Source organism: candidate division WOR-3 bacterium, assembly GCA_013177935.1.
In the GTDB taxonomy this organism is placed as follows: domain Bacteria; phylum Hydrothermota; class Tepidihabitantia; order Tepidihabitantales; family Tepidihabitantaceae; genus Tepidihabitans.
Map to the genome: position 1 here is coordinate 80307 of JABLXZ010000002.1, position 23104 is coordinate 103410.

The 23104-nt window shown below is 54.7% G+C and carries 19 protein-coding genes; 8 read left to right on the top strand and 11 right to left on the bottom strand.

Going from position 1 to position 23104, the window contains the following annotated elements:
• Nucleotides 1-74: 74 nt before the first annotated feature.
• Nucleotides 75-1463 carry a hypothetical protein gene (locus tag HPY86_03605; GenBank protein NPV14002.1) on the bottom strand — a complete coding sequence of 463 codons (1389 nt, stop codon included), beginning with the start codon at nucleotides 1461-1463 and terminating at the stop codon, nucleotides 75-77.
• A 97-nt stretch (nucleotides 1464-1560) separates the two neighbouring features.
• Between HPY86_03605 and smpB the strand changes: the two genes are divergently transcribed.
• Genes smpB through HPY86_03625 form a run of 4 tightly spaced genes read left to right on the top strand, consistent with a single transcriptional unit; the run spans nucleotide 1561 to nucleotide 5169 of the window.
• The gene (smpB, locus tag HPY86_03610; GenBank protein ID NPV14003.1) at nucleotides 1561-2013 is read left to right on the top strand and encodes an SsrA-binding protein SmpB; all 453 of its coding nucleotides are present in this window, start codon (nucleotides 1561-1563) and stop codon (nucleotides 2011-2013) included.
• A 2-nt stretch (nucleotides 2014-2015) separates the two neighbouring features.
• Nucleotides 2016-3407, top strand: a complete 1392-nt coding sequence (locus tag HPY86_03615) for an N-acetylmuramoyl-L-alanine amidase (protein NPV14004.1) — start codon at nucleotides 2016-2018, stop codon at nucleotides 3405-3407.
• On the top strand, nucleotides 3404-4405 hold the full coding sequence (locus tag HPY86_03620) for an RluA family pseudouridine synthase (GenBank protein ID NPV14005.1): 1002 nt from the start codon (nucleotides 3404-3406) through the stop codon (nucleotides 4403-4405). Before HPY86_03615 ends, HPY86_03620 begins: the two co-directional genes overlap by 4 nt.
• A complete protein-coding gene (locus HPY86_03625; GenBank protein NPV14006.1) occupies nucleotides 4402-5169 on the top strand; it encodes a hypothetical protein in 768 nt (255 codons plus the stop codon). Before HPY86_03620 ends, HPY86_03625 begins: the two co-directional genes overlap by 4 nt.
• Nucleotides 5170-5220: 51 nt before the next feature.
• Here the strand turns inward: HPY86_03625 and glmS are convergent, their stop codons facing one another.
• The 4 genes from glmS to HPY86_03645 form a co-directional block, all read right to left on the bottom strand.
• Nucleotides 5221-7044, bottom strand: a complete 1824-nt coding sequence (glmS, locus tag HPY86_03630) for a glutamine--fructose-6-phosphate transaminase (isomerizing) (protein ID NPV14007.1) — start codon at nucleotides 7042-7044, stop codon at nucleotides 5221-5223.
• Between the two features lie 8 nt (nucleotides 7045-7052).
• Nucleotides 7053-8405, bottom strand: coding sequence for a phosphoglucosamine mutase (gene glmM, locus HPY86_03635; protein ID NPV14008.1), 1353 nt, complete (start codon nucleotides 8403-8405; stop codon nucleotides 7053-7055).
• Between the two features lie 60 nt (nucleotides 8406-8465).
• Nucleotides 8466-11243 (bottom strand): DEAD/DEAH box helicase family protein, encoded by a 2778-nt coding sequence (locus HPY86_03640; GenBank protein ID NPV14009.1) that lies wholly within the window; start codon nucleotides 11241-11243, stop codon nucleotides 8466-8468.
• Between the two features lie 186 nt (nucleotides 11244-11429).
• Nucleotides 11430-14165 carry a site-specific DNA-methyltransferase gene (locus HPY86_03645; GenBank protein ID NPV14010.1) on the bottom strand — a complete coding sequence of 912 codons (2736 nt, stop codon included), beginning with the start codon at nucleotides 14163-14165 and terminating at the stop codon, nucleotides 11430-11432.
• A gap of 372 nt (nucleotides 14166-14537) precedes the next feature.
• Here HPY86_03645 and HPY86_03650 point away from each other — a divergent pair, with 372 nt between their 5' ends.
• The 4 genes from HPY86_03650 to HPY86_03665 are packed head-to-tail and all read left to right on the top strand — an operon-like array spanning nucleotide 14538 to nucleotide 17954.
• The gene (locus HPY86_03650) at nucleotides 14538-15695 is read left to right on the top strand and encodes a hypothetical protein (GenBank protein NPV14011.1); all 1158 of its coding nucleotides are present in this window, start codon (nucleotides 14538-14540) and stop codon (nucleotides 15693-15695) included.
• Between the two features lie 42 nt (nucleotides 15696-15737).
• The gene (locus tag HPY86_03655; GenBank protein NPV14012.1) at nucleotides 15738-16373 is read left to right on the top strand and encodes a V-type ATP synthase subunit D; all 636 of its coding nucleotides are present in this window, start codon (nucleotides 15738-15740) and stop codon (nucleotides 16371-16373) included.
• A complete protein-coding gene (locus HPY86_03660; protein NPV14013.1) occupies nucleotides 16366-16701 on the top strand; it encodes a hypothetical protein in 336 nt (111 codons plus the stop codon). Before HPY86_03655 ends, HPY86_03660 begins: the two co-directional genes overlap by 8 nt.
• 2 nt (nucleotides 16702-16703) lie before the next feature.
• Entirely contained in the window at nucleotides 16704-17954 is a 1251-nt protein-coding gene (locus HPY86_03665; GenBank protein ID NPV14014.1) for a histidine--tRNA ligase, read from the top strand.
• Nucleotides 17955-17969: 15 nt separating this feature from the next.
• Here the strand turns inward: HPY86_03665 and HPY86_03670 are convergent, their stop codons facing one another.
• The 6 genes from HPY86_03670 to acpP all read right to left on the bottom strand — a co-directional run bounded on the left by HPY86_03670 (nucleotide 17970) and on the right by acpP (nucleotide 23024).
• Nucleotides 17970-18815, bottom strand: a complete 846-nt coding sequence (locus HPY86_03670) for a hypothetical protein (GenBank protein NPV14015.1) — start codon at nucleotides 18813-18815, stop codon at nucleotides 17970-17972.
• A 123-nt stretch (nucleotides 18816-18938) separates the two neighbouring features.
• Nucleotides 18939-19988: a hypothetical protein gene (locus tag HPY86_03675; protein NPV14016.1), complete on the bottom strand. Its 1050-nt coding sequence runs from the start codon at nucleotides 19986-19988 to the stop codon at nucleotides 18939-18941.
• Complete coding sequence (locus HPY86_03680) at nucleotides 19985-20632, bottom strand: dephospho-CoA kinase (protein NPV14017.1); 648 nt, start codon at nucleotides 20630-20632, stop codon at nucleotides 19985-19987. Before HPY86_03680 ends, HPY86_03675 begins: the two co-directional genes overlap by 4 nt.
• Entirely contained in the window at nucleotides 20632-21420 is a 789-nt protein-coding gene (locus HPY86_03685) for an electron transfer flavoprotein subunit beta/FixA family protein (protein ID NPV14018.1), read from the bottom strand. Before HPY86_03685 ends, HPY86_03680 begins: the two co-directional genes overlap by 1 nt.
• 59 nt (nucleotides 21421-21479) lie before the next feature.
• Complete coding sequence (fabF, locus tag HPY86_03690; GenBank protein ID NPV14019.1) at nucleotides 21480-22742, bottom strand: beta-ketoacyl-ACP synthase II; 1263 nt, start codon at nucleotides 22740-22742, stop codon at nucleotides 21480-21482.
• A 27-nt stretch (nucleotides 22743-22769) separates the two neighbouring features.
• On the bottom strand, nucleotides 22770-23024 hold the full coding sequence (acpP, locus tag HPY86_03695; protein ID NPV14020.1) for an acyl carrier protein: 255 nt from the start codon (nucleotides 23022-23024) through the stop codon (nucleotides 22770-22772).
• Between the last annotated feature and the right edge of the window lie 80 nt (nucleotides 23025-23104).

Genomic DNA, 23104 nt, shown 5'->3' on the forward strand with positions numbered 1-23104 from the left:
TTTTTAATTCGGATGTCACCCTTCTTGGTGGCGCTAAATTATAACGCCACCATCCCTGCCTGTCAAGCAAAATTTTACTTCACCACCACCAGCCGGAACCAGCCCTTTTCGCCTTGCCCAAAATAAACCCCGGGCTTCAACTGTCGCACCCTTCTTCCTGACGGGTCAAACAGTTGACCCTTGAATCCGAGCCCGTTACGGGTAACCACCGTTGCCCGCACCGGATTCGGCTCAAAACGCGCCCCCTCCTGAATAAACTGGGATGGACTGGCACTGGCAAAGTACATCTCCGCATTGCCATCCCGGTAATCGGTCCATATTGCCACAATGTCGTTGGGCGAACTACCATTACCTGCGGCAATTGCCGGCCTTTCCCGCGTGTTTGACGCCCGGGTCACATCGTAGGCAGGACCCCAAACACCGTTAACCGCCCTTTCCGCACACCGCACCTGCACCACAACAAGGGAAGATTCGCTCTTGCCGGTCCACAAAGCATAACCCATACCGTTTAAGGTGAAAACAATCTGACCCGGGTCCTGATTCAAGGTGTCCCCGGTACCAGAAACGGTGTCCGCCTGCTGCCACCCCGCGCTGGTGCGAAAACGGTGCACAATCCGGCGGTGGTTGTCTGCGCCATAGGACTGCCACAGGATGTGCGGGTTGCCGGTAACCGGATTGACCGCAATTGATGGGTACATCTGGTGCCGGGTTGCCTGTGACACATTTTCGGTTGCTCCCCAAACCGTATCGGTGCGCACCTTGTAGAACACATCGTAATATCCGCTTGCACCCTCTCTGCCATACCATACAAGATGCACCCTGCGGTCCGGACCAACCGCCACCGCCGGATAAGCCTTGTAATTGGTTCCACCTTCAACAACCCGCGGCTCCAGCCAGACCGTATCCCTTCGCTCTCGATGCACGATGTTTACCCCTTCAAGCCAGACCACCTGAATGTTGCCATCCGGACCCGAAGCCACGGTTGGACACCCCTTTTCCACGGTGGGTGCGCTCACCGAAAGCAGCCTTGAGTTCTCGTCCCAGCCATCATTACCATTACCAGCCGGCACGCAACTCTTGATATAGATGTACTCATCGGCATCGTCGGTGCTGCCTGCTGCCCAGACCGCATAGACTACGCCTGAAGAGTCAACCGCCAGCGACGGGTATTTGCAGTTCAGGTTCTGGTTGTACAGGTCAAACGAAATCATCGTATCCTGAGTCCAGCCTGAACCCGGATTGTACCGCTTGTAATAAACCTGAAACCGATAGGTGCCCAGCGCCGAGTTCATCACATACCAGACGCAGTGCACCCTGCCCTGCGGGTCAACCGCAACCCGGCGCTGCGTGCTCCAGTATGAGTAGTCCGAGTAGTGGTTTTCGGTCAAACGGACTTCAGGCTGCCACTCCAGCGCCCATACCGCCGCAATTGTAATCAAGACACCAAGTAAAATTTGCCGCATTTCCTGCTCCTTTTTCTACTATTATTTAACCTTTGCTCCCGATGTCAAGAACACCCGCCGAGGTTGACTGATTTGAGGGAAGTTTTATAATCAAGCGGTGAAGGTCGTTGCCACCAATCGCAAGGCACTGCGCGACTATACGGTGCACGATAAGGTTGAAGCCGGTATCGCCCTGTACGGCACCGAGGTAAAGTCGCTGCGGGAAGGCGGCGCCTCCCTTGACGGCGGTTATGCAAGGGTGGAGAACGGCGAGGTGTTTCTCTACGATGTCAACATCGCACCTTATCGCCAGGGCAACATCTTTAACCGTGACCCCAAACGCCGGCGCAAACTCCTCTTAAACAAAGACGAAATCAAGTGGCTCTTTGGCAAAACAACCCTGCGCGGTTTCACCCTCATTCCCCTGCGCCTCTATTTTAACGACCGCGGTATCGCTAAGGTGGAACTGGCGCTGTGCAAGGGCAAAAAGGCGTTTGACCGCCGCGCCGAACTGAAGCGCCGGGCAATGGAGGAAGACGAGCGCCGCGCCGGTACAAAGGACGGGTATTGAAGATGAGGCGGTTCTGGTTCCACCTGCTGGCACTTTTGTTTTTTATCTCGGGCATTGCCGGCTCAAGTAGTACCACCGGGTTGCGTCAAATAAACGGGATTGACTACCTGCCGGTTTCCGGGGTCGTGGCAAAATACGGCGGCAAATGTTACTGGGTGGAAAACCGGTTTATCACCATCCTGCCCGGCTCCGACTCCAGTTTTAACGAGTATCTGTTTATTCCGGACAGCGGTGTTGTCCTGCACAATGGCAAGCGGTTGAAACTGCCCATCGCGTCGATAGTTGATAAGGGGCAACTTTACCTGCCCGCAGTCCTCATCGCCGGAATGTTCCCAGAACTTGATGTGCCGGTGCTCACCACAACCGAAACCGATAAAAAGGGCGATACCCTCATCGTCCGGTTGTTGCTTAACCCGCTTCAGACCAAGTCGGGCGCCCTGCTTTTCTATCGGGACCGGAAGTCAAGCCTGGAACTGCGCCTCACGCTTGGCTGTCGTACCGACAGCGGGTTTGTTTCCCAGTTGCGTCTCATTTCTTTGACCGGCGGCACCACACTCAACGGCGTCCACTTAGACACGCTGGCGGTCGGCGTCAACCTTTACTGGAACTTTCGCCAGCCCACCCAGGACACGGTCCTATTGATGCCCAACGGCATTGAGGTCCGGCTCTGGCCCAGGCCGCAACGCCGGGTGACCAAAATCATCCTTGACCCCGGGCACGGCGGCAAAGACCCGGGTGCCATCGGCAGACTGGGCACCGAGGAGAAAACCATCGTCCTTGATATCGCCCGGCGGGTGAAAAAACACCTGACCCAGCAGGGTTTTGAAGTCTTTTTGACCCGGGATTCCGATGAGTATGTTTCCCTTGCCGAACGGGCAGAAAAGGCGGCAAAGAGTGGTGCCGACCTGTTTGTATCAATCCACGCCAATGCCTCACCAAACCGCACCGCCACGGGTGTTGAAACTTACTTCCTGTCTGAAGCCAAAACCGACTGGGAACGGGCGGTAGCGGCACGGGAAAATGCGGTGTTTGAGCGGGAACTTGCCAACCCGCTTATCAAAGAGAACGACCCGGTAAGTCTCATCCTTGCCGATTTAGCCCAGAACGAGTTTCTCTTTGAGTCCAGCGAACTTGCCAGCCGGATTCAGGAGGCGGCGCTGTCCGCAATCTGCGCTGAAGACCGCGGCGTCCGGCAGGCAAACTTCTATGTCCTGCGCAACATCTTTATGCCGGCGGTCCTGGTGGAGTGCGGGTTTCTTTCTAACCGCAAGGAGGAGAAACTGCTGCGCAACCCTGAACATCGGGAAAAAATCGCCCGCGCCATTGCCCGCGGTGTTGCCCAATTTGCCAAAGATTACGAATGCCGGCTCAACGGCAACGGAAAAAAGCGATGAGTACGGAACTAATCCGGGTCAAACAGTTTCGGCGCATCGCCTCGCAGCGTCTGCAGGGCAAACGGCTTGATGTGTATCTGGTGCTTTCCGGCATCGGCGTCTCCCGGAACAAGGCGAGCAGCCTGATTGAAATGGGCAAGGTGCTGGTCAATGGCAGCCGGGTAAAACCCAGTTATCGGGTAAAACCCGGGGATGAAATCACCGCCGAGTTTGAGTACGAACCGGAAATCACGATTGAACCGGTACCAATGGACCTGAACATCGTGTATGAAGATGAAGATGTAGTCGTCGTTGATAAACCGGCAGGACTTGTTGTCCATCCGGCACGAGGCAACTGGACCAACACCCTGATAAACGGTCTGTTGTATCACTGTCGTACCCTGCCGCTGCGGTCCGATTCGGTGCTGCGGCCCGGGGTTGTGCACCGTCTGGACAAAGATACCACCGGGCTTCTGATGTTTGCCAAAACCGATGAGGCGTTACGCAGTCTGGGCGCCCAGATTGAGCACCGCACTGTTGTCCGCGAGTACCTTGCCTTTGCCTGGGGTGACTTTGAACTGTCTGCCGGTACAATCGACGCGCCGATTGGCCGCCACACCATTGACCGGTTGCGTATGGCGGTCACCCCTTTTGCCGCCCGCAATGCGCTCACCAACTATGAGGTCCTGCGCCGCTACGCCATCTGCACCTATCTCCGGCTCCGGCTCAAAACGGGCCGCACCCACCAGATTCGCGTACATCTCCAGCACATTGGCCATCCGGTTGTTGGCGACCCGGAATACGGTGGCAGAACCCCATCCGTACTGACCCAAAAAGAACACCAGCCGGTGTTCAAGCAAATTCTCTCTATCGTTCATCGTCAGGCGCTCCATGCTGCCCGGTTGGGATTTGTCCATCCCCGAACCAAAAAGTACCTTGAGTTCACCTCGCCTTTACCGCCCGATATGGAGAAACTGCTGCTGTTTTTGGAAGACCTTGCCCGCCAGAAAAAGTTATGAACCGGCAACTTTTTTCCCTTCTCCTGCTCATTATCGTAACGGTGCTTTTGCCCTGCTGCGCGCCCGCATTCAAGCCCTTACCCGAACTGACACCACCCGATTGGCAGGATGGCGAAACCGCTGTTTACGAAATCGTCCGTAACGACTCGGTACTTTACACCCGCAAGACCGTCGTCCAGTTTGATGAAGAAGGAACAGAACCGACCGTCGTCATCACCAACATCGTCCAGGGTCAAACCGCTCCCTTTTACTTCTTTGACTCCACCACATTTGCCCTTACCCGTTACACCCTGACACCGCTCTGGTCCTATCGGTTGGTCTCAACCGAAATCTCCATCACCGAAGTTGAAGCCGATTTTGAACCGGAACGGATTGAACTGCGCAAGACCACGGTTGATGGCAGTGAACGAAAAGATTTCAAGAATACCCAAAACACCTATGGGATTGAGATGCTCCAGCATCTGTTCCGGGCGGTGCCGCTTGACCCCGGTTTGCACTTTCAGCTCAACATCATCATCCCGCTTGAATTCCGCACCAGCCGAATTAATGTCACCGTGCTCGGCACCAAAATGGTCTCCACTCCGCTCGGTGACATTCTCTGTCGCGAGGTAAGTGCCGTTGCCCAGCGGCGTCAACTCCGGCTCCTTTATGAACTTGCCCAGCCCCACCGGCTCGTCGCGATTCGCGATGTTGAAAATGGCACCGAAACCCGGCTGGTTGGGTTCTCAATCTCAGCGACCGACACCCTGCCCACTCTACCCTGAACCGGCTCTGCCGAAAACCGACTTTTACTTTTCGGTGCCGCGGTTCTGTTTTTACTCTACGGTAACCGATTTCGCCAAGTTGCGCGGCTTGTCAACATCACAACCCCGCAAAACCGCAATGTGATAGGCAAGGAGTTGCAAAGGCGGCGCCACCGCAATCGGTGACAGATACTCTGGCACCGGCGGCAGATAAAGCACGGTCTCGGCAAGCTCTTCAAGCGCCTCATCCCCTTCGGTGCCAAGCGCAATTATCCTGCCCCGGCGTGCCTTTGCCTCAGCAAGGTTGGAAACCATCTTATCGTAAACCGAATCCCGCAGGGCAATACCAATCACCGGCACCTGCTCGTTGATGAGCGAAATTGGCCCGTGCTTCATCTCACCCGCCGGATAACCGGTGGCATGCACATAGGAAATCTCTTTCAACTTCAGCGCCCCTTCCAGCGCACTCGGGTAGTTTATCCCGCGCCCGAGAAAGATGAAGTCGTGGGCAAATGCCAGCCGGGTTGCAATCTCCCGTATCCGGCGGTCCAGTTCTAAAATCTTTTTCAACTTTTCCGGCAGTTGCCCGACTTCGTCCCGCACCTGACAGAGTTGCTCATCGGTTATCACCTTGCGCACCCTGCCAAAGTAGAGTGCCAGGGCAAGCAGGGTCAAAATCTGGGCGGTGTAAGCCTTGGTTGATGCCACGCCAATCTCAGGACCGGCATGGATATGGACAACCGAATCCGCCTCGCGCGCAATTGATGAGCGTGGCACATTGAGCACACCCAGCGTCTTCACACCCCGGCGCTGGGCATCACGCAGTGCCGCAATCGTATCTGCGGTCTCACCCGACTGGCTGATTGCCACCATCAGCGACTCATTCTCATAAATAAAATCCGCGGTCCGCAACTCCGAACTAATCTCCACCGAAACCGGAATCCGGCTCAACTTCTCAAAGTAGTACCGTCCAACCAGGCCGGCATGGTACGAAGTACCACACGCCTGAATCACAATCCGGCCAATGCGCTCAATGTAATCCGGATAAAGCAAAAACTCCGGGTCGAGCGCAATTCCGTCTTCCCGAAACCGGCGCCGGATGTTTGTCTCCAGCACTCCGGGCTGCTCAAAAATCTCCTTGCGCATAAAGTGCGGATACCTGCCCTTGGAAATCTCCTTCGCCTTCAACTCAATCGGCACAAACTGCCGCGCTACCTCTTTGCCCTCAAAGTCAAACAGTTTTGCCCCACTCTGGGTTACAACCGCCATTTCGCCGTCCTGCATCGCTATCATCCGCCGGGCAATTCCGACCAGAGCCGGTGCATCCGATGCAACAATAAACTCATCCTTGCCTTTGCCGATTAAAAGCGGACTCCCCATCTTCACCGCGTAGAACCGGTCCGGCTCATCCGCACAAATCACCACCAGGGCATAGGCACCTTTGAGCCGTGCCACCGCCTTGCGCAGCGCGGTCAACATATTCCGCCGGTAATAACTCTCAATCAGGTGAACCAGGACTTCGGTATCGGTGCTGGATGTAAACCGGTGTCCGGCATCAATTAACTCCTTGCGCAACTCCCGATAGTTCTCAATGATGCCGTTGTGGACCAGCGCAATCTTACCCTGACAGTCAAGAAACGGATGCGCATTCTCATCGGTAACCTCACCGTGTGTTGCCCAGCGCGTATGGCCAATACCCAATTTCCCCTCAATTGGACTCTGCTCCAGCACCTCCTTCAACTTCTGCAGTCTGCCCGCGGTCTTGCGGATTTTAATCCCGCCGTCCAGCACCGCAACGCCACAGGAGTCATAACCCCGATACTCCAGCCGCTCCAGACCAATCATCACCACATTAACCACATTCCTTGGTCCAACATAACCGACAATGCCACACATCGCTCCTCCTAACTCGGTGCCACCATTCGGGTGACAACCTGTAAAATGTTTTCAACCTTTTGCCGGGTCCGGGCTTCGGCAACAACCCGTACAATCGGCTCGGTGTTACTCTTGCGGATGTGCGCCCACCAGTCCGCGCCCATAAGCCGCACCCCTTCGGTCCGGTCAATACCGGTAAACGGCAACTTCCCTTCGAGCCGGGCGATAAACTCCTCAGCCTCCAATTTTCCCGCCGGCACCGTTGCCTTGGCAATGTGATACTCTGGCAACTCCTGTCTCAACTCGGAAAGCCTTTTCCCACTTGTCTTCATCAGCGCCACCAGGAGCGCCGCAGCAACCAGCCCATCCCGGGTCAAGTTCACCTCCGGCAGAATTACCCCGCCGTTACCCTCACCACCTAAAACCGCACCCCGCTCCAAAATCCCCTGAACCACAAACGCCTCACCCACTTTTGTGCGCGCCACCGCAACGCCAAACCGCTGAGCGATGTCCTCAATCATCCGGCTCGTAGAAAGATTCACCACCACCGGACCCTTACGCCGGTTGAGCACAAAAAGTGCCGCCAGCGCCAGTGTTGCCTCCTCGCCTAACGGCACACCCATCTCATCAACGCAACTGAACCGGTCACCATCCGGGTCAAACGCAAAACCGGCATCAAGCCCTTCCTTACGCACCAGTTCGGCAAGCACCGTTAGATTCTCCGCCTTTGGCTCGGGTGCTCTTGGAAACCCTTTACCGGTCCCGGGCGAGCAGAAAACCTCTCTAACTTCACACCCCAGCCGTGTTAGAAGTTGGGGCGCAGCAAAAGACGCCGCACCATCAACCGCATCAACACCGATGCGCAACCCATCACCCCTTATCCCCTGCAATAGAGAACTTTCGATAATCGCTGCAATGTGACCGGCAACCCCATCTGCCACCTCTTCGCTTGCGGATGTGCTTTTCGTTCCGCGTGCACGGTCAAATTTAACCTTCGCCACCTGTGCCTGAAAAATGTTAAACTCCTCTGGTGAAAGAAATCTGCCCTTACCATGCACAAACTTCATCCCGTTCCACTCCGCTGGATTGTGGCTCGCGGTAATCACCAGCCCGCCCGGCAAACCCTGCTGCCGCACAAAATGGACCACAGTTGGTGTTGGACATATCCCAAGGTCAACAACTGAACAACCCGCCTCTGCCAGACCTGCCTTTGCTGCCCTTACCAGTTCCGCACCGCTCAATCTCGCATCCCTGCCCACAGCCAGCCTGCCTCTGCCCACAAACTCACCAAAAGCCCGGGCAAACTCCTGAACCGTTTCCGGAAACAAATCCTTATTGACCACACCGCGCAAACCGGAAACGGAAAATATCAAACCACTCATTCAAAAGATTATAAACCTTTGAATTGAATGCGTCAACCCGAAATATCCACCACCTGTGTTTTACCGGCTGATTCTGCCCACTGCTTGCAATATATCCTCTCTAACCCTTTGGGGATGACGGCAAACACAGTATGCCCATCTCCCAAACTCACCCAGACGATTTACCGCTTTTACCCAGCGCTCAGCCGCGAGCCTCTTCTGCCGGTCCTTTTCGCTCTCCAGCCCTTTCACCTCGAGAATAACTTTTACTTCGCCCTGGTCCGTTTTCCACCGCACCAGAAAGTCAGGCCGGTACTCATGGTCAACATCCTGCCAACTGTAAGGAATCACAAAGTCAAGGTGGTCATTACGGGCATAACTGAAAACTTCATCAATTCTTTCCAGTCGGTAGGCGACGCTGTGCTCCCATTTTTCGGTGTCTAAAACCACATGGCTGATATGGCTCTTTGTCGTACCCACTGCGTGCCGGTTCGTTCTAAACATAACATCGCGCGTTGAACCAACCGGCCGAAACTGCTCAATCACTGGTAAGAGCGGTCTTTCGCCCGCCTCCTCATCTGGTTCAATCGCCCCGCTCAAGCGGTCAACAATTACCTGCCGGTATTTCAGCAGTGCCAGATCTTCCAATGGTACGCTCGGGTCATTAATCCGCACCTTTTCCTCAATATACTGCCAAACAATCTCAAGTACTTGAGGGAAAAGGATGTGACGGGCATTCCAATCCTCTCGTTTCCCTTTCAAACGTTCCGTTACCGTTGCGGCAATTTCATAAACCGTTGCCTGCAACCGCTTCTCCCGGTGAAATGGATTCCGGTCCTGCAACACTTCTTTACCTGGTCCGAGCCGGTCTGGTCTGCCTATTCGATACCCAACCTGGGGTTTAGTCAAGACTTCGGTTGGCGCCTGGCGTGGGTCCACCACCAGATACGGAACACCATTAAGATTGATATTTATGCGCTGCTTTACATCAAATACATACCCTTCCACCCGGGGAAATGTTATCGCCAGTTCCTCTCGTTCTTTCAGCGCCCGGATCAAAGTGGAAACTTTTGGGGTGTCAGAGCGGCTTGCCGGCTTCTTTTTAACCGGTATTACTTCAAACGGCACCCCATAGACATCAACATATTCCGGTTCATTAAAGTCATCGTAATTCAACCGCCGCAAACCTCTACCCACAACCTGCTCGCACAACAGTTGTGAGGTGAACGCCCGCAAACCGAGAATCTGCGTGACATTCTGGGCATCCCAACCCTCGTTCAACATACCGACCGCAACAACGGCGCGGATATTCTTCCCCGGAGGCTCGCCTTCGCCGTCCCATTCGGTTTTCCCTACTGTGTCCACCGTCTTGCGCAATCGCTCTGCGGCATCGGCTTTGGTTTCTTCTTCCTTTGCCGCCTCGGCTTCGGCTAAAAGTTTAGTGTCAATCCGAAAGGTCACCTCCTGCCCCTCTTCATTGGCAAGTTCGCTTAAAATATTTCCCCGGGCGATGTGTTGATGAACCAGCTGGGCTAAATCGGTATTGTCGCAAACCACAATCATCACCGGCGGCACCGGTTGATTTGCCTTTTCCCAGGCGTCAAAGGTCTTTTTCCACTCTGACGCCAGCGTTGCCAGCGCATCCTCTGCCTCCCGTAGAACCGACTCTGGCTTGGCGCGGCGCCTGGTAGTTGAACGCTCAGATTGGGGTAATTGTTCGTTAATCCACTCCCAGAGCCGAAAATAACGGGGAATCAAGGCACCGGTGTTATCGTCAACCGGCACCCGCGGAATTTTAACAATCCCGCATTCAATCGCATCAACCAGCCCAAAATCGGAAACCACCCAGGGAAAAGGCTCGCCTTCGGGATACCCGCTACCCCGAATGTAAAACGGCGTTGCCGAAAAGTCGGCGCAGAAATTTATCCCTCTAACCCGCTGAATCCGGTCCAGACCGTTAACCCAGACCGTTGCCTCTTCCCGTTCCGCAATCTCCTCTTTCGTCAATTCCTTCTTCGTCTCTTCGGCAAGCGGGGCGGGCCGATGGGCATGATGTGCCTCATCGTTGATTACAAGAATATGCGACTTTTCCCCGAGTTCCTTCAAAACCCGGCGACAAAAAGCGGTGTCGGATTCTACGCCCCTTTGCACTACCGACTTTGACCGGCTGTCATCAACCGGTAAAAGTGTATGCCAGTTGGTAACAAAAAATCTGCCCTGATTAAGTCGGGGAAAAAGTCCGGGTGGTAGCAAATCAAACCGCACATAATAGTTCTGCTTATGCGCCGGCAGAAGCACCTGCAACCGCTCCCGGATGGTTAGATTGGGACACAGGATAAGCACCGCATCCGAAAACCGCCGGTCCTGCGGATTGATAAGTTTGTTTAACACCTGCCAGGCAATGACCATTCCCATCACCACCGTTTTGCCCGAACCGGTCGCCATCTTACAGGCGTAGCGAACGAGTTCATTGTCTTTTGGAATGTCAATACCCTGCCGGTCTGCTGGTGGTCCTTCAATCAGCCAGATGAGCGTTTCGACTGCCTCCAGTTGACAGAAGAAAATTTTTCGTTCCCGTTCTGGATTGTGCCAGTAATTCAGCAACTGCCGGGTGATGTTTGTAACCCCGGGATAATTTCGCTCCCGCCACGCTTTCACCCGTTCCCGGATGGTGTTGACCATTGTCAGTTCAACAAACTCTTCCTCAAACAGTGCTACCTGTTCACCACGGGTGCGTGGTTTCAGATAATAACCTGCCGGCCTGCGTCCTAGTCTTAATACTGGCTGCCCTTCCTCATAAGCCCACCACATGTTTGGCTCCTTAAACGGCGAATTAATGATTGGGTTATCAACGAGCATTTACATCACTCCTCTTGCCGATAGTCTCGTCAATCAATACACGCATCATACACATGGCGAGGAACGCGTAATGGAGATGTCATAAAAGGATAACCCCGCATGAGGCCTTGCGGCATGTCATGCGGGGGGCAGATAATTCTTTCAACTTTATTATATTATTACGAAGCCACCTGTCAAGTAAAATTTTCATTTTCTTGCTGATTTGCCACCCAACTCCACCACCCGCACCACCTCGTTTCCCCGGAAATCAATGACTTTGACCGCAATTCGTTTATATTCGCCCGGTTTGAACGGGAAAGATTGGGTGCCGCGCATCTTCTCAAACGCTGATGGCTCAATCTGCGCCTTTAGCGCCCGCTGCAACTTATCCCAGGCATCCGGGTCACCGGGAAAGAACGCCTGACAGATATGGAAGGTCATCCCGTCGTAATCGGTATCCAAAAACCACGCTGCCACCTTCTCCGCTTTTTCCGAATGAACCTCGCCCTTAACCGGGTCGTAGATGTCCACGCCTTTAAGTTCAACAACAAATGTGCCATCCCTTTGTTCCTTTACCTCCACATCCGGTTCACCGAACACGGTAAATATCTGACTTGCCCGACTTGCCTTAAGTAAATCCCCAATCAGTACATCAGGGGTAATATTGACACACTGAATCGTCAACCCCTTTACCGCTTCCTCTGACTTACGGGCAAAAGAGTGGACATCGGGCGCAAAACTGAAGCCAGCGATGAGCAAAATATCAAACTTATTCCAGATTGCCGGGTCAATCGTTTCCCGCACCTGATAGGCGGTAACTGGTCCATTCTTGGGTCCAAAACTTATCGCCACCCTTTTCACCGCGCCGTCCATCTCCGCCTCTGCCTGGGCATGGATATAACCAAGACCGATTGGTCTAATGTCCTTAAGTTCCAACCGCTTGCCACCGGGAAAGACAATACCACCCTGCTGTTTCAGAAGGTTAACCATCGTCATTATGTAATCACCTGCCCGATTATCAACCCTGCCCTCTTCTGCTTCATACTGGGGAATCGGTGTTGCTTCAGGCAGTGAAACAACTGGTGGTGGAATCGCCTCAACCGTAAAAGGTCCACTTACCCGCACCACACCCTTTTTCACAAAAGGTCGGTCATAAAGCGTCTCCTGGGGTGCATTGCGCTGAATACTGGCATCAATCTCCTGCCGCTTGGCGCGCTTGAGTTCCCAGAACCGGCGATGCGCCTCTTTTGCCTCCTTATTCCATAACCGGTCTGCTTCGCGCGGCACCTCCCACTCCTGCCACTTGTTGCCCAAAGCCTTATTCAGGTCCTTTAGCGCCTCATCAATCTCCGGTTGATATTTCTCTGCAATTACATCAATTTCCGAATTCTTGGCGATGGACTCAAGGGTGATATGTGGCACGGTCTCATACTTAAACCCGCCTGCAGGTCCTCGCTCCGGGTCAAGGAGTTCAAAATAGTCAAACCTTGCGGTCAAAAGCCTCTGCCGGGCAATTGCCAATGCCACCCGTGAAGTGTCGCAGGTAATCCAGCGCCTGCCCCACTTCTCGGCACAATAGGCGGTTGTGCCCGAACCGCAGGTCGGGTCAAAAACCAAATCGCCCGGGTCGGTCGTCATCAAAATACAGCGCTCAACAACTTTGGTATTGGTCTGCACTACATAGAGTTTTGGATCACCGTAGCCAGCAATACCTGTGTCCGACCAGATATTTGTTAGGGGAAAAACAGGAAAGGCGTCTGCATAACGCACAAAACTTAAAGTATTCCCTATTAATAATAGACGGTCTGCCATTAATAGACGCTGCATGCCTATGAGCGTTGTCTTCCAATGGCTATTACTTCCTGGATTGAGTTTTCTTCCTTCAAAAATAAAGTAAGTTGTAGTGGCTGTTACCCCTTGTGACGTCATATCACCTGGTTTAAACAAACGACTTCCTGCAGGTAGTAACGCTAGGTTTTTCTTCTCCTCACTTGTCAACCTCCGTCTTGTGCCTTGCGGTAATTCGACCCAATCATATCCCTTCATCCCTTGCTCTCCAAACTCTTTTGGCAAATATAACTTGTGATACTTCATCTGTTCTTTGTCCTTGGAGTACCAGAGAAGAAAATCGCCAATGGTATCGAGCCTTTCCCCGCTGAAGCCACTAGTTTTTACAAAACTGACCACAGCCACGAAGTTTTCCCTGCCAAAAACCTCGTCCATCAGACAGCGCACGAGGTGCAGGTTTTCGTCGTTTATCTGAACAAAGATTGAGCCGGACTCGTGCAAAAGTTCCCGAGCCAGAAGGAGCCGGTCACGCAGGTAGGTCAAATAGGAGTGAATGCCCAGTTTCCAGGTGTCGCGATATGCGTTAATCTGTTCTGGTTCGCGGGTTAAATCGTCGTCTTTGTCTTTCACATCCCGCTGGTCAATCCGCGGCTGCATATTGGAGGCGTATTTAATGCCATAGGGCGGGTCAATGTAAATACACTGGACCTTGCCTGCCATCCCTTCTTTGATTAGTAGCGAGTTCATCACTAAAAGCGAGTCGCCAAGAATCAGCCGGTTTGCCCAGCCAATCTCGTGCTGGTAAAACTCAATCTGTTTGTCTGCGGTCAGTTCCTGATTACCAAAGAGCGCCAGTTGGGGTTCAGGCTTTTTGACCGCGGCAAGAATCGCCCGGGTGGAAACCCGTTCGTGGATGTGCAGGGGAAGAACATCAACCTCAAATGAAGTATGCTCTGCCTTGCCTGCCCAGACAAGTTGCGGGTCAAGATGCGGGTCGTAGAAGTACTGTTTGACCTCGGGTTGGTGTACTTCGTAAATTGGTGCTAAACCCGCGGGCGGGTTGTTTACTCGTTTTGCCCCTTTATGGCGAAAGTCTTCTACTTTACCATTTCCGCCGGCAGCGTTGATTTTACTTTTTCTTGTCTTGCGTCTCATTACCTTTCCTCCGTATTTCTAACTGCCTACAACTCGTTACACCAACCAGTATAATCTCATTATATCTCAAGCCCATCTGGGTAAATGTAAGTAATGTTGATTTTAAGTCAAGTTCCAGCACAATCCAGCACCGGTATCCGCAACCATTTAGAGCCGGTTTTCTGCCTTTTTTAACGGTGTTTAACCCGACCGGTTCACCAGCGTTGCTATAACTTACTTTTTATCAATAACCTGCCGATGTGCAAATAGACGGCGAAACCGCCTCCGAGACGGGGGAGGGGACCGTTTCCTATACCGTACCTGCTGCCCACTGTCCAAAGTCCATACGCACCGCATTGACTTTTCCACCCGTTTTGATAAAATATATCGGTTATGAGATGGCGCGGAGTTGACCGAGAGTCACCATTAATAAAACCATTATTTATTACCCTGTTAATCTGTTCTGCCCTGCTCTTTTTCGGGCGGTGTGGCAAGCCCACCGTAGCCTGGAAGAAGGTGCTTGATACCAATACCGATGAGCAGGTCGCTGCCCTTTTGACCCGGGGTGATGAGGTTATCCTTGCCGGCACCCAGGGTAATCCGGAAAAGGGCAGGACCGTATGGTTTGTCCAGGTTCTGGACCGCAAGGGCAATTTTGTCCGGCGCCAGCCGTTTGCCGAAGGCAGTGTCAACATCTGCCGTTCGGCGGCGCTGGACCGCACCGGCAATCTGTTGCTTGGAGGTTATGCCAGATTCCACGACACCACCTTTGCCCTCCTCATCAAGGTCGCACCCGAGGGAAAAATCGTGTGGAAAAAGGGCATCGTGAGCGGCAACGCCTGCTGGGCAAACGGTGTTTGCGCCCTTGACTCCAATGTCGTTTTCGGCGGTGGGGTGCAAACCGAATACGGGGCTGAAATTTTCCTGGGGATGCTTGACCCTGCCGGCAAAACGGTCTGGACCCGTAATTATCGAATCGACCAGGCGGCTGATGCGAAGGCGCTTGCCGCGCATCCGGACGGCAGTTTGACCGTGCTCGGTCAGGTCACCTCCTGCTCAGGCGAGGACATTCTGCTGATGCACACCAATCCGAAGGGCGAAACCCTCTGGACCCGGCGCTACGACTCGGGTGGTGATGACCTGCCCGCCGCGGTTGCGGTTGACCAGTTTGGCAATATCGTTGCGGTTGGCACCGCTCGCACCAAAGACTCAACCCGCTGTGTTGTTCTTGAATACACCCCGGATGGTGGTGCGGTGCGCAAGGTCGCATACGGCGCCGCGGCACAGGCTGAGGCGGGTGGTCTGTTCATTACCGAAAAGGGCGAAATCTTCATCAGCGGTGCCCTTATCACCCCGAAACGGCGCAACCTGCTCGTGTTTGAGTACCAGCCGAACGCTCCGAGCGTGTGGGAGCGACACATCGACCTGGGTGGTGATGTCCGGGGTGTTGCCATCGCCTATGACCGGGATGTGTTTGTCGCGGCTGATGTAATGCGGCAGACCACCGATGTTGTCGCCCTGCGTCTTGACCGACCAGCATCCGCCCGTTAGCGGAATTTTGACTTTGCCCGGTTCTCTGTTAAAATCTGCCCGATGAGACTTTCGGTCAGTGCGACCCGGATGGAGTTGATGCGGCTGCGGCGCCGGCTCGTTATCGCCCGCCGCGGTCACAAACTGCTTAAAGACAAGCAGCAGGAGCTGATGCGCCGGCTTTTGGAACTGATTAGTGAAATCCGCCAGCACCGCGCCCGGGTGCGCAAAGAGATGCGCCAGGTTCTTGCCCAGTTTGCCCTTGCCCGCGCCGCGTACGAGCCGCAGTTTTTGGACGAGGCGGTGTTGATTCCAACCCGCAAGGTTGAGGTCACGGTGGCGACGCGCCGGGCGATGAACATTGAGGTGCCGGTTTTCACGAAAAAGGTCTCCGGTCGGCTCCGTTGCTACGGCTTTGCCACAACCGCGCCGGTACTGGACCAGGCGCTTTTATCCCTTGACAACCTGCTCGATGCACTCTTTATCCTTGCCGAAAAGGAGAAGACACTTGAAATCCTTGCCGGTGAACTGGAACGGACCCGACGCCGGGTCAACGCCCTTGAATTTGTCTTAATCCCCTCAATTGAAGAGTCCATCCGGATGATAAACTTCAAACTGGCGGAAGCCGAGCGCCAGGACCTGACCCGGCTGATGCGCATCAAGGAGATTGTCCGCGGTGAGGAGCAAGGCAATGGCTAAACGGACCGCAAGCCGGGTTTTGTTCGTTATCTGGGTGATTGTTACCATCGTTGCGATGTCAATGCCGCTCGGCAAACCGAGTCCGCTTATCCAGCGCGGGCTGGATAAAACGATTCATACCGGAATGTTTGTGGTGATGGGTGTTTTGGGTCAAGCCGCCCTGCCCTGGAGCGGAATTTTAATCACCGCGCCCATTGCCTTTGGTATTGAATATTTGCAACGGCTCCTGCCAACCCGGCGCGAGTACAATCAGGTTGACCTGCTCTCCAACCTCATCGGACTGGGTCTCGGTATCATCTGTTATGAACTGGCAACCCGCCTGAAATAACCGTGCTCAAATCAAGCCGACCCAAAGGCACTCAGGACTTTGTCCCGCCCCAGAGCGAAAAGAAGTTTTGGGTGGAAAAAACCTTCCGGCAGCTGGCACACCTTTACGGCTACCAGGAGGTGGTCACGCCAACCTTTGAACACACCGAGGTGTTTATCAAATCTTCGGGCAGCACTTCGGACATCGTCCAGAAGGAGATGTACACATTTACCGATCGTGCCGGCCGCAGTTTGACCTTAAAACCCGAAGGTACACCGGGCGTGGTCCGCGCTGTACTGGAAAACCGGTTGCGTCTGCCCTGCCGGCTGTTCTACATCACACCCTGTTTTCGTTACAGCCGGCCCCAGAAGGGACGGTATCGGGAGTTTTATCAACTGGGTGTTGAGGCGCTGGGTGAAGCTCATCCCCTGGTTGATGTCGAGACGATTCAACTCGGTACCCGGTTCTTTGCCCAACTCGGAATCAACGACGGCATGGTTCTGGTCAACTCCATTGGCTGCCGTTTGTGCCGACCCCTTTATCGGGAAAAACTGCTTGACTTTTTGCGCCCGCACCGCACCGAACTGTGTCCGGACTGCGCCAGCCGGCTCGAACACAACCCGTTGCGCACCTTTGACTGTAAAAATCCGGGCTGCCAGCAGGTGCTTGCCGCAGCACCCTTGCCCCATCAACACCTCTGTGCCGAGTGCCAGGAACACTTTGCCGCGGTCCTTGCCGGTCTGAAACGCACCCAGGTGCGCTGGGAACTGAACGAACATCTGGTCCGCGGTCTTGACTACTACAACCGCACCACCTTTGAGTTCATCGCACCGGGGCTGGGCGCCCAAACCAGTCTGGGCGGGGGCGGCAGATACGACTATTTGTTTGAGGAGTTTGGCGGACCACCAACACCCGCCATCGGTCTGGCAATCGGCTTGGAACGGACGCTGCTCGCGATGCCGGAACCAGCGACCACGCCGAGCCGGCAACTGGTGTTTGTCGTCTGGACCACGGCTGAGGAACTGCCCGTTGCCCAGGAACTACTTGACCGGCTCCGGGCAGAAAAAATCCCCGCCCTAATCTCCTACGAATCCCCGAAACTCAAGCGCCAGCTCCACCTTGCCGACCTTGCCGGCGCGGCCCTGTGTGTTGTGGTTGGTGCCGAAGAGATAAAGCGCGGGGTCTATGGGTTAAAAGACCTGCGCACCGGCACCCAGACCGAAGTTCCGCAGAGCGAAATTGTCAGCCGGATTCGGGAAATTTTTAACACTTAACCGCCTTCCCCTTTATCAGTCGGTGCCGGCAAGCACATATTCGGTAATCGCCAGGTTGCCGGTGCCCGTCAGAATCACCGCTGCGGTCCACCGGCCCGGATTGCCAGGTGGCAACTCCAGCCACACACAACCCTGACCCCGGGCATCACGCTCCACCTGCAACTCCTTCTTCGCCATCACACCGTTGAACCTATCGCTCTTTATCTCACTCCAGTTCGGCTCATCCCCTCTGGGCCAGGCAACGACAATCACCTCGGACTCAGTACCGCCCCGCACCTGCCATTCGTAATCAAAAAGCAACTTGCGTACCGGTCCGCGAATAAAAGGCGCCATTATCACCGGGCGGTTGTCCGGCAGCGGATTAAGCCGGAGATTGCAACCCTGGGCGATTGACAGCACATAACTCACCACCGGCTCTGGCTCTTCGGCCGCGGCAACCGGCGGTGTTTCAGGAATCTTCGGTTCGGGTGGAACTACCGGTGCCGACACACTCTTCTCCTGCAACTCCCGCGACCATTCGTCATAATCCCGCTCGCCTTTATCCCGGGCGTGCTTGAAGCAGAGCGGTATCAGGTTGTCAACACAAATCCTGCCGCCAGAAGAGATTGGCTTGCGCAGGGCAAGGGTGTTGTAGGAGGCAAAACAGCCCGGGGCAACGCAGGTTGTACCGCGCCGGGCAACAACCACATGTTCCATCTCCGGGGGCCACTTCTGACCGCAGATGTAGGCAAAATGGTCTTCATCCGGTGTGGGTGGATAGTGCCGGGTGTGACACTTACGACACACCGCCTCCTCTTTGTGCCGTGACCAGTCGACTGAGAGCGGATAACCGCAGTTCGGGCAGTTGTAATGCCAGGTCATCTCCACCTCCTTTCAAAAAAACTCCTCAACACCGGAAGACACGGCTTCCTCCGGTGCGGTTAAATTGTGAACCGGAAAAATCCCTTTGTCAAGTTTTTTAACCGGTTGCGAACCGTCCGGTAATTAACGGTGCGCCGTGGGTGGGTTGAACACCAGCCCCCGGCGTTTATGCCAGGCTGCCGGGTCCTGAAAGTACTCCCGGACTTCGGCAAACTCACCATCGGTCAGAAAACTGACCTCGCGGGGAATCTTTTCCGAAAGTGCGGCATCACGATTGGTCAGAGAGTAAAGTTTCACCCCGGTTTGTGCCAGCTCCTCCTCACCGCCCTGCTGCCGGTCAAACAGCACAAAACAGGCATCAACCTTTGCGCCCCAATCCCGCATCTTTTCCACCACCCGGGCTTTGGTCCAGCCGTGCACCAAGGTGTCGTCCACTAAAAGCACCCTTTTGCGGAACAGCTCGTGCCGTTTCACCCCTTCAAACGGGCTTGCCTCAGGATAGCGCAACTCCCGGCGCGCAAAAAACATCGGCTTGGACAACTTCTGCGCCAGAAGTGCGGCAATTGCGATACTGCCCGCTTCAATCCCGCACACCGCATCAAAATTGAGGTTCTTTACTAAAAGGGCACTGGCGCTCAACACAAAGTCGTTCACCGCCGGATAGTTGGACAAACCTTTGACATCGATGTAAATCGGGCTGTAGTTCCGGTTGTCATCAACCTTAAACAGCGGTCTTAAGTCGCCCAGACTCACCTTGATTGCGCCAATCTGCCAGAAGATTGCCGCCACTGTCTCGGCAAGATTCCCCGACATCATCTCCCGAATCGCACCGAGGTCCGGCACCACAATCCGCTGCTCGCGCAACAGCCGATAAACCTTATTGGCATCAGCAACACTAACCTCAACCGCCAGTCGGGTCTCCTCAAGGTCGTAGATGAAATGGAGCCGGCCCAGTTCCCCATCCTTACCTAACAGGGCGTAACTTTCCGCATTCGCCTCCCGCTCCTTTGGTCCTAACCGCGCTGCTGCTGGATTTATCAACTCCTGATAGACGCGCAAAAAGTCCTGCGCCAGGTCCGCGACCTCTTGATACTCAAGGATGTTCGGTGTTGACGCCCTGACCACCCCGCCCGCGCACTCCAGTTCGCGCAGCGGCACCTGATTCAGTTTCACGAGCCTGTCTTTTTGGCTTTGAGCTCTTCGACCCGACTGCTGTAAAAGAAGTTCCAGAGCGCCCGGACCTTACGCTTCAACTCAGCGATTGAACCCTTGTTTTCGAGGACAAAGTCGGCTTTTGACCAGTACTTGCGGTCCGAACCCTGGACTTCAAGACGCTGCGCCACCTCTTCGGCACTGAAGCCCAGTTTCGTCATCCGTTTCAGCCGCAAACCGTCCGGCGCGGTTACAAGAATCGCCACATCAACCTGTTTATCAAGGCCGCAGGCAAACAAGAGCGCCGCATCCACCACCAGGAGTCCGTTCTTCATCCTTGCTATCTCCTCCTCAATCCGTTTGATGATGGGCGGATGCATAATCGCATTCAACTTTTTCAAACTGGTCTTGGAACTGAACGCCCGGCGTCCCAGCGCCTTGCGGTCAATCTGCCCCTTTTTATCGAGAATCTCTTTGCCGAAAGCGGCAACCAGCCTCTTGTACTCGGCACTGCCCTTGCGCAACAGACTCCGGGCAATCTGGTCGGCATCAATCACCCGCGCACCATAGCGCCGCAACTCCTCGGCAACGGTCGACTTACCCGAACCCATATTACCGCCAATACCAACGACGAGCCGCGGTAAAACCAGTTGCCGGTCAAACATCAGATTACCTTTGCCTCCTCGCGCAGCAGCCGCACCAGTTCCGGCACAACCTGATTCAGCTCTCCTTCCAGCACCCGTCCTGCCTTGCGCTCCGGTGGCAACCGATGACCTAACTGGACAACCCGACGCGAAAGTTGCGCCGGGTCGAGTCCCAATTCGGCAGCGCCCCAGACCGGAATTTCCTTCTTTTTCGCCGCCATCATCAACTTTAAAGTCGGATACCGGGGTTGATACTTGCCCTTTTGAATTGTCAATAAACAGGGCAACCGCACCTGAACAATTTCGGTTGCGCCTTCAACCTCGCGATGGGCAACAACCTCCTGCGCCTCGGCACTGGCAATCTCCACCTCTGCTACAACCGCGACATGGGGCACACCAAGAAAATGGGCAACCGCCTGTGGCACCCATGCCATATCGTCGTCGATTGCCTGCTTACCACACAAAACCAGATTGAACCCAATCCGCGCCACCGCGCTGGCAAGCACCTTGCCAATGCCCAGCCCATCCAGCCCTTCAAAACCCGGGTCTGATATTTGCACCGCCTCATCAACACCCATCGCCAGCGCCGTGCGCAGCGCCATCTTCACCCGCTCCGGACCAAGACTGACCGCGGTCACCGAACCCACGCCTAATTTCTCCTTTATCCGTAGCGCCATCTCCAGCGCATACTCATCGTACGGATTTATCACCCACTCAACCTCATTTGTATCCACAAAGTTGGTCTGGGGGTTAATCCGCACCTTGGTTTCGGTTGAAGGAACCTGTTTAATGCAACATACAATCTTCATCCTCTCACTCCTTTTGTCTCAAACTGTGCGCCTGACCCTGTTGACCGTTGCCTGCGGCGTCATTGGGCACCATCCTCCTCAAACCTCTTCACACACAAACAGCAGTTGTGGCCACCAAAACCGAACGAATTGGAAAGTGCCGCCCGGATTTTCAGCTCGCGCGTCTGGTTCGGCACAAAATCCAGTTCCACCCCTTGGTCCGGTTGTTCAAAGTTTCTCGTCTGGTGCACCTTACCCTCTTTGACCGAGAGCACCATTGCCACAAACTCCATCGCACCCGCCGCGCCCAAACCATGACCAATCATCGACTTGGTCGAATTAATCGCCAGGTTCCGGGCATGCGCGCCAAACACATCCATTATCGCCTTTACCTCGGCGGCATCGTTCAAAGGCGTTGAGGTGCCGTGGGCGTTGATATAGTCAACATCTTCGGGCTTAAGTCCGGCATCCATTAGCGCCCGACGCATCGCCATCGCCGCACCCTTTGCCTCGGGGTCGGGTGCGGTTATGTGGTAACCGTCCGCGGTTGCGCCATAACCAACAACCTCACAGTAAATCTTCGCCCCGCGGCGCCGGGCATGCTCCAGCTCCTCAAGGATGTAAATCGCACCACCCTCGGCAATCACAAACCCATCCCGCTCCCGGTCAAATGGCCTTGATGCCTTCTCCGGCGCCTCATTACGCTTGGACAGGGCGCCCATATTGGCAAAGGCGGCAACGGTAAACTTGGTGATTGGCGCCTCAACCCCTCCGGTAATCATCACATCAGCATCGCCCTGCTGAATATGGCGCAGCGCCACGCCGGTCGCATGCGCGCCTGAGGCGCACGCCGAGACCGAGCAGTAGTTCGGGCCCCGCAACCCGTACACAATCGCAATCTGACCGGCTGCCATATCCGGAATCATCATCGGGATTAAAAGCGGCGAAACCGGTCTTGGACCCCGGCTGATAAAAACCGAATGCTGCTCCTCCCAGGTGGCAATTCCTCCCATTCCTGAACCAACCACAACCCCAACCCGGTCTTTATCCTCCTTGTCAAACTCCAGCCTGGCATCTGCCACCGCCTCAACTGCTGCCCACAGAGCAAACTGGGTAAACCGGTCCGCCCGCTTTGCCAGTTTCGCATCGAGCCGTGCCTTGGGGTCAAACCCCTTCACCTCAGCCCCAATCTGCACCGCCAGGTCAGAAGGGTCAAATGCGGTTATTCGACCGATGCCATTCGCACCGGCAAGCAGATTCTGCCAGTAGGTGGGCACATCCAGACCCAGAGGCGAAACGATACCTAAGCCGGTTACCACCACCCGCCGCCGTTTTTCCATCATAGCGCAACTCACCGCTTTAACCGCAAATCACTCGGCAGCGGCTTTCTTCTCAGCCAGTTTCCGCTCCAGGTACTCAACCGCCTTGCCCACGGTGGTCAACTGCTGCGAGTCCTCATCCGGAATCTTAATCCCGAACTTATCCTCAAACGCCAGGACCAGTTCCACAATATCGAGCGAATCCGCGCCCAAATCCTCCTGAAAACGGGCGTCCGGGGTCAACTTTCCCGCTGCATCGGGCAGTTTTTCAGCGATAATCGCCTTCACTTCATCTATTAACGCCATATGTCCTCCTTGAGGTTAAATTTTCTTAAACAATATAGTAAATTTACCAATCTTATTAACTTGTGTCAAGAAATCACCTT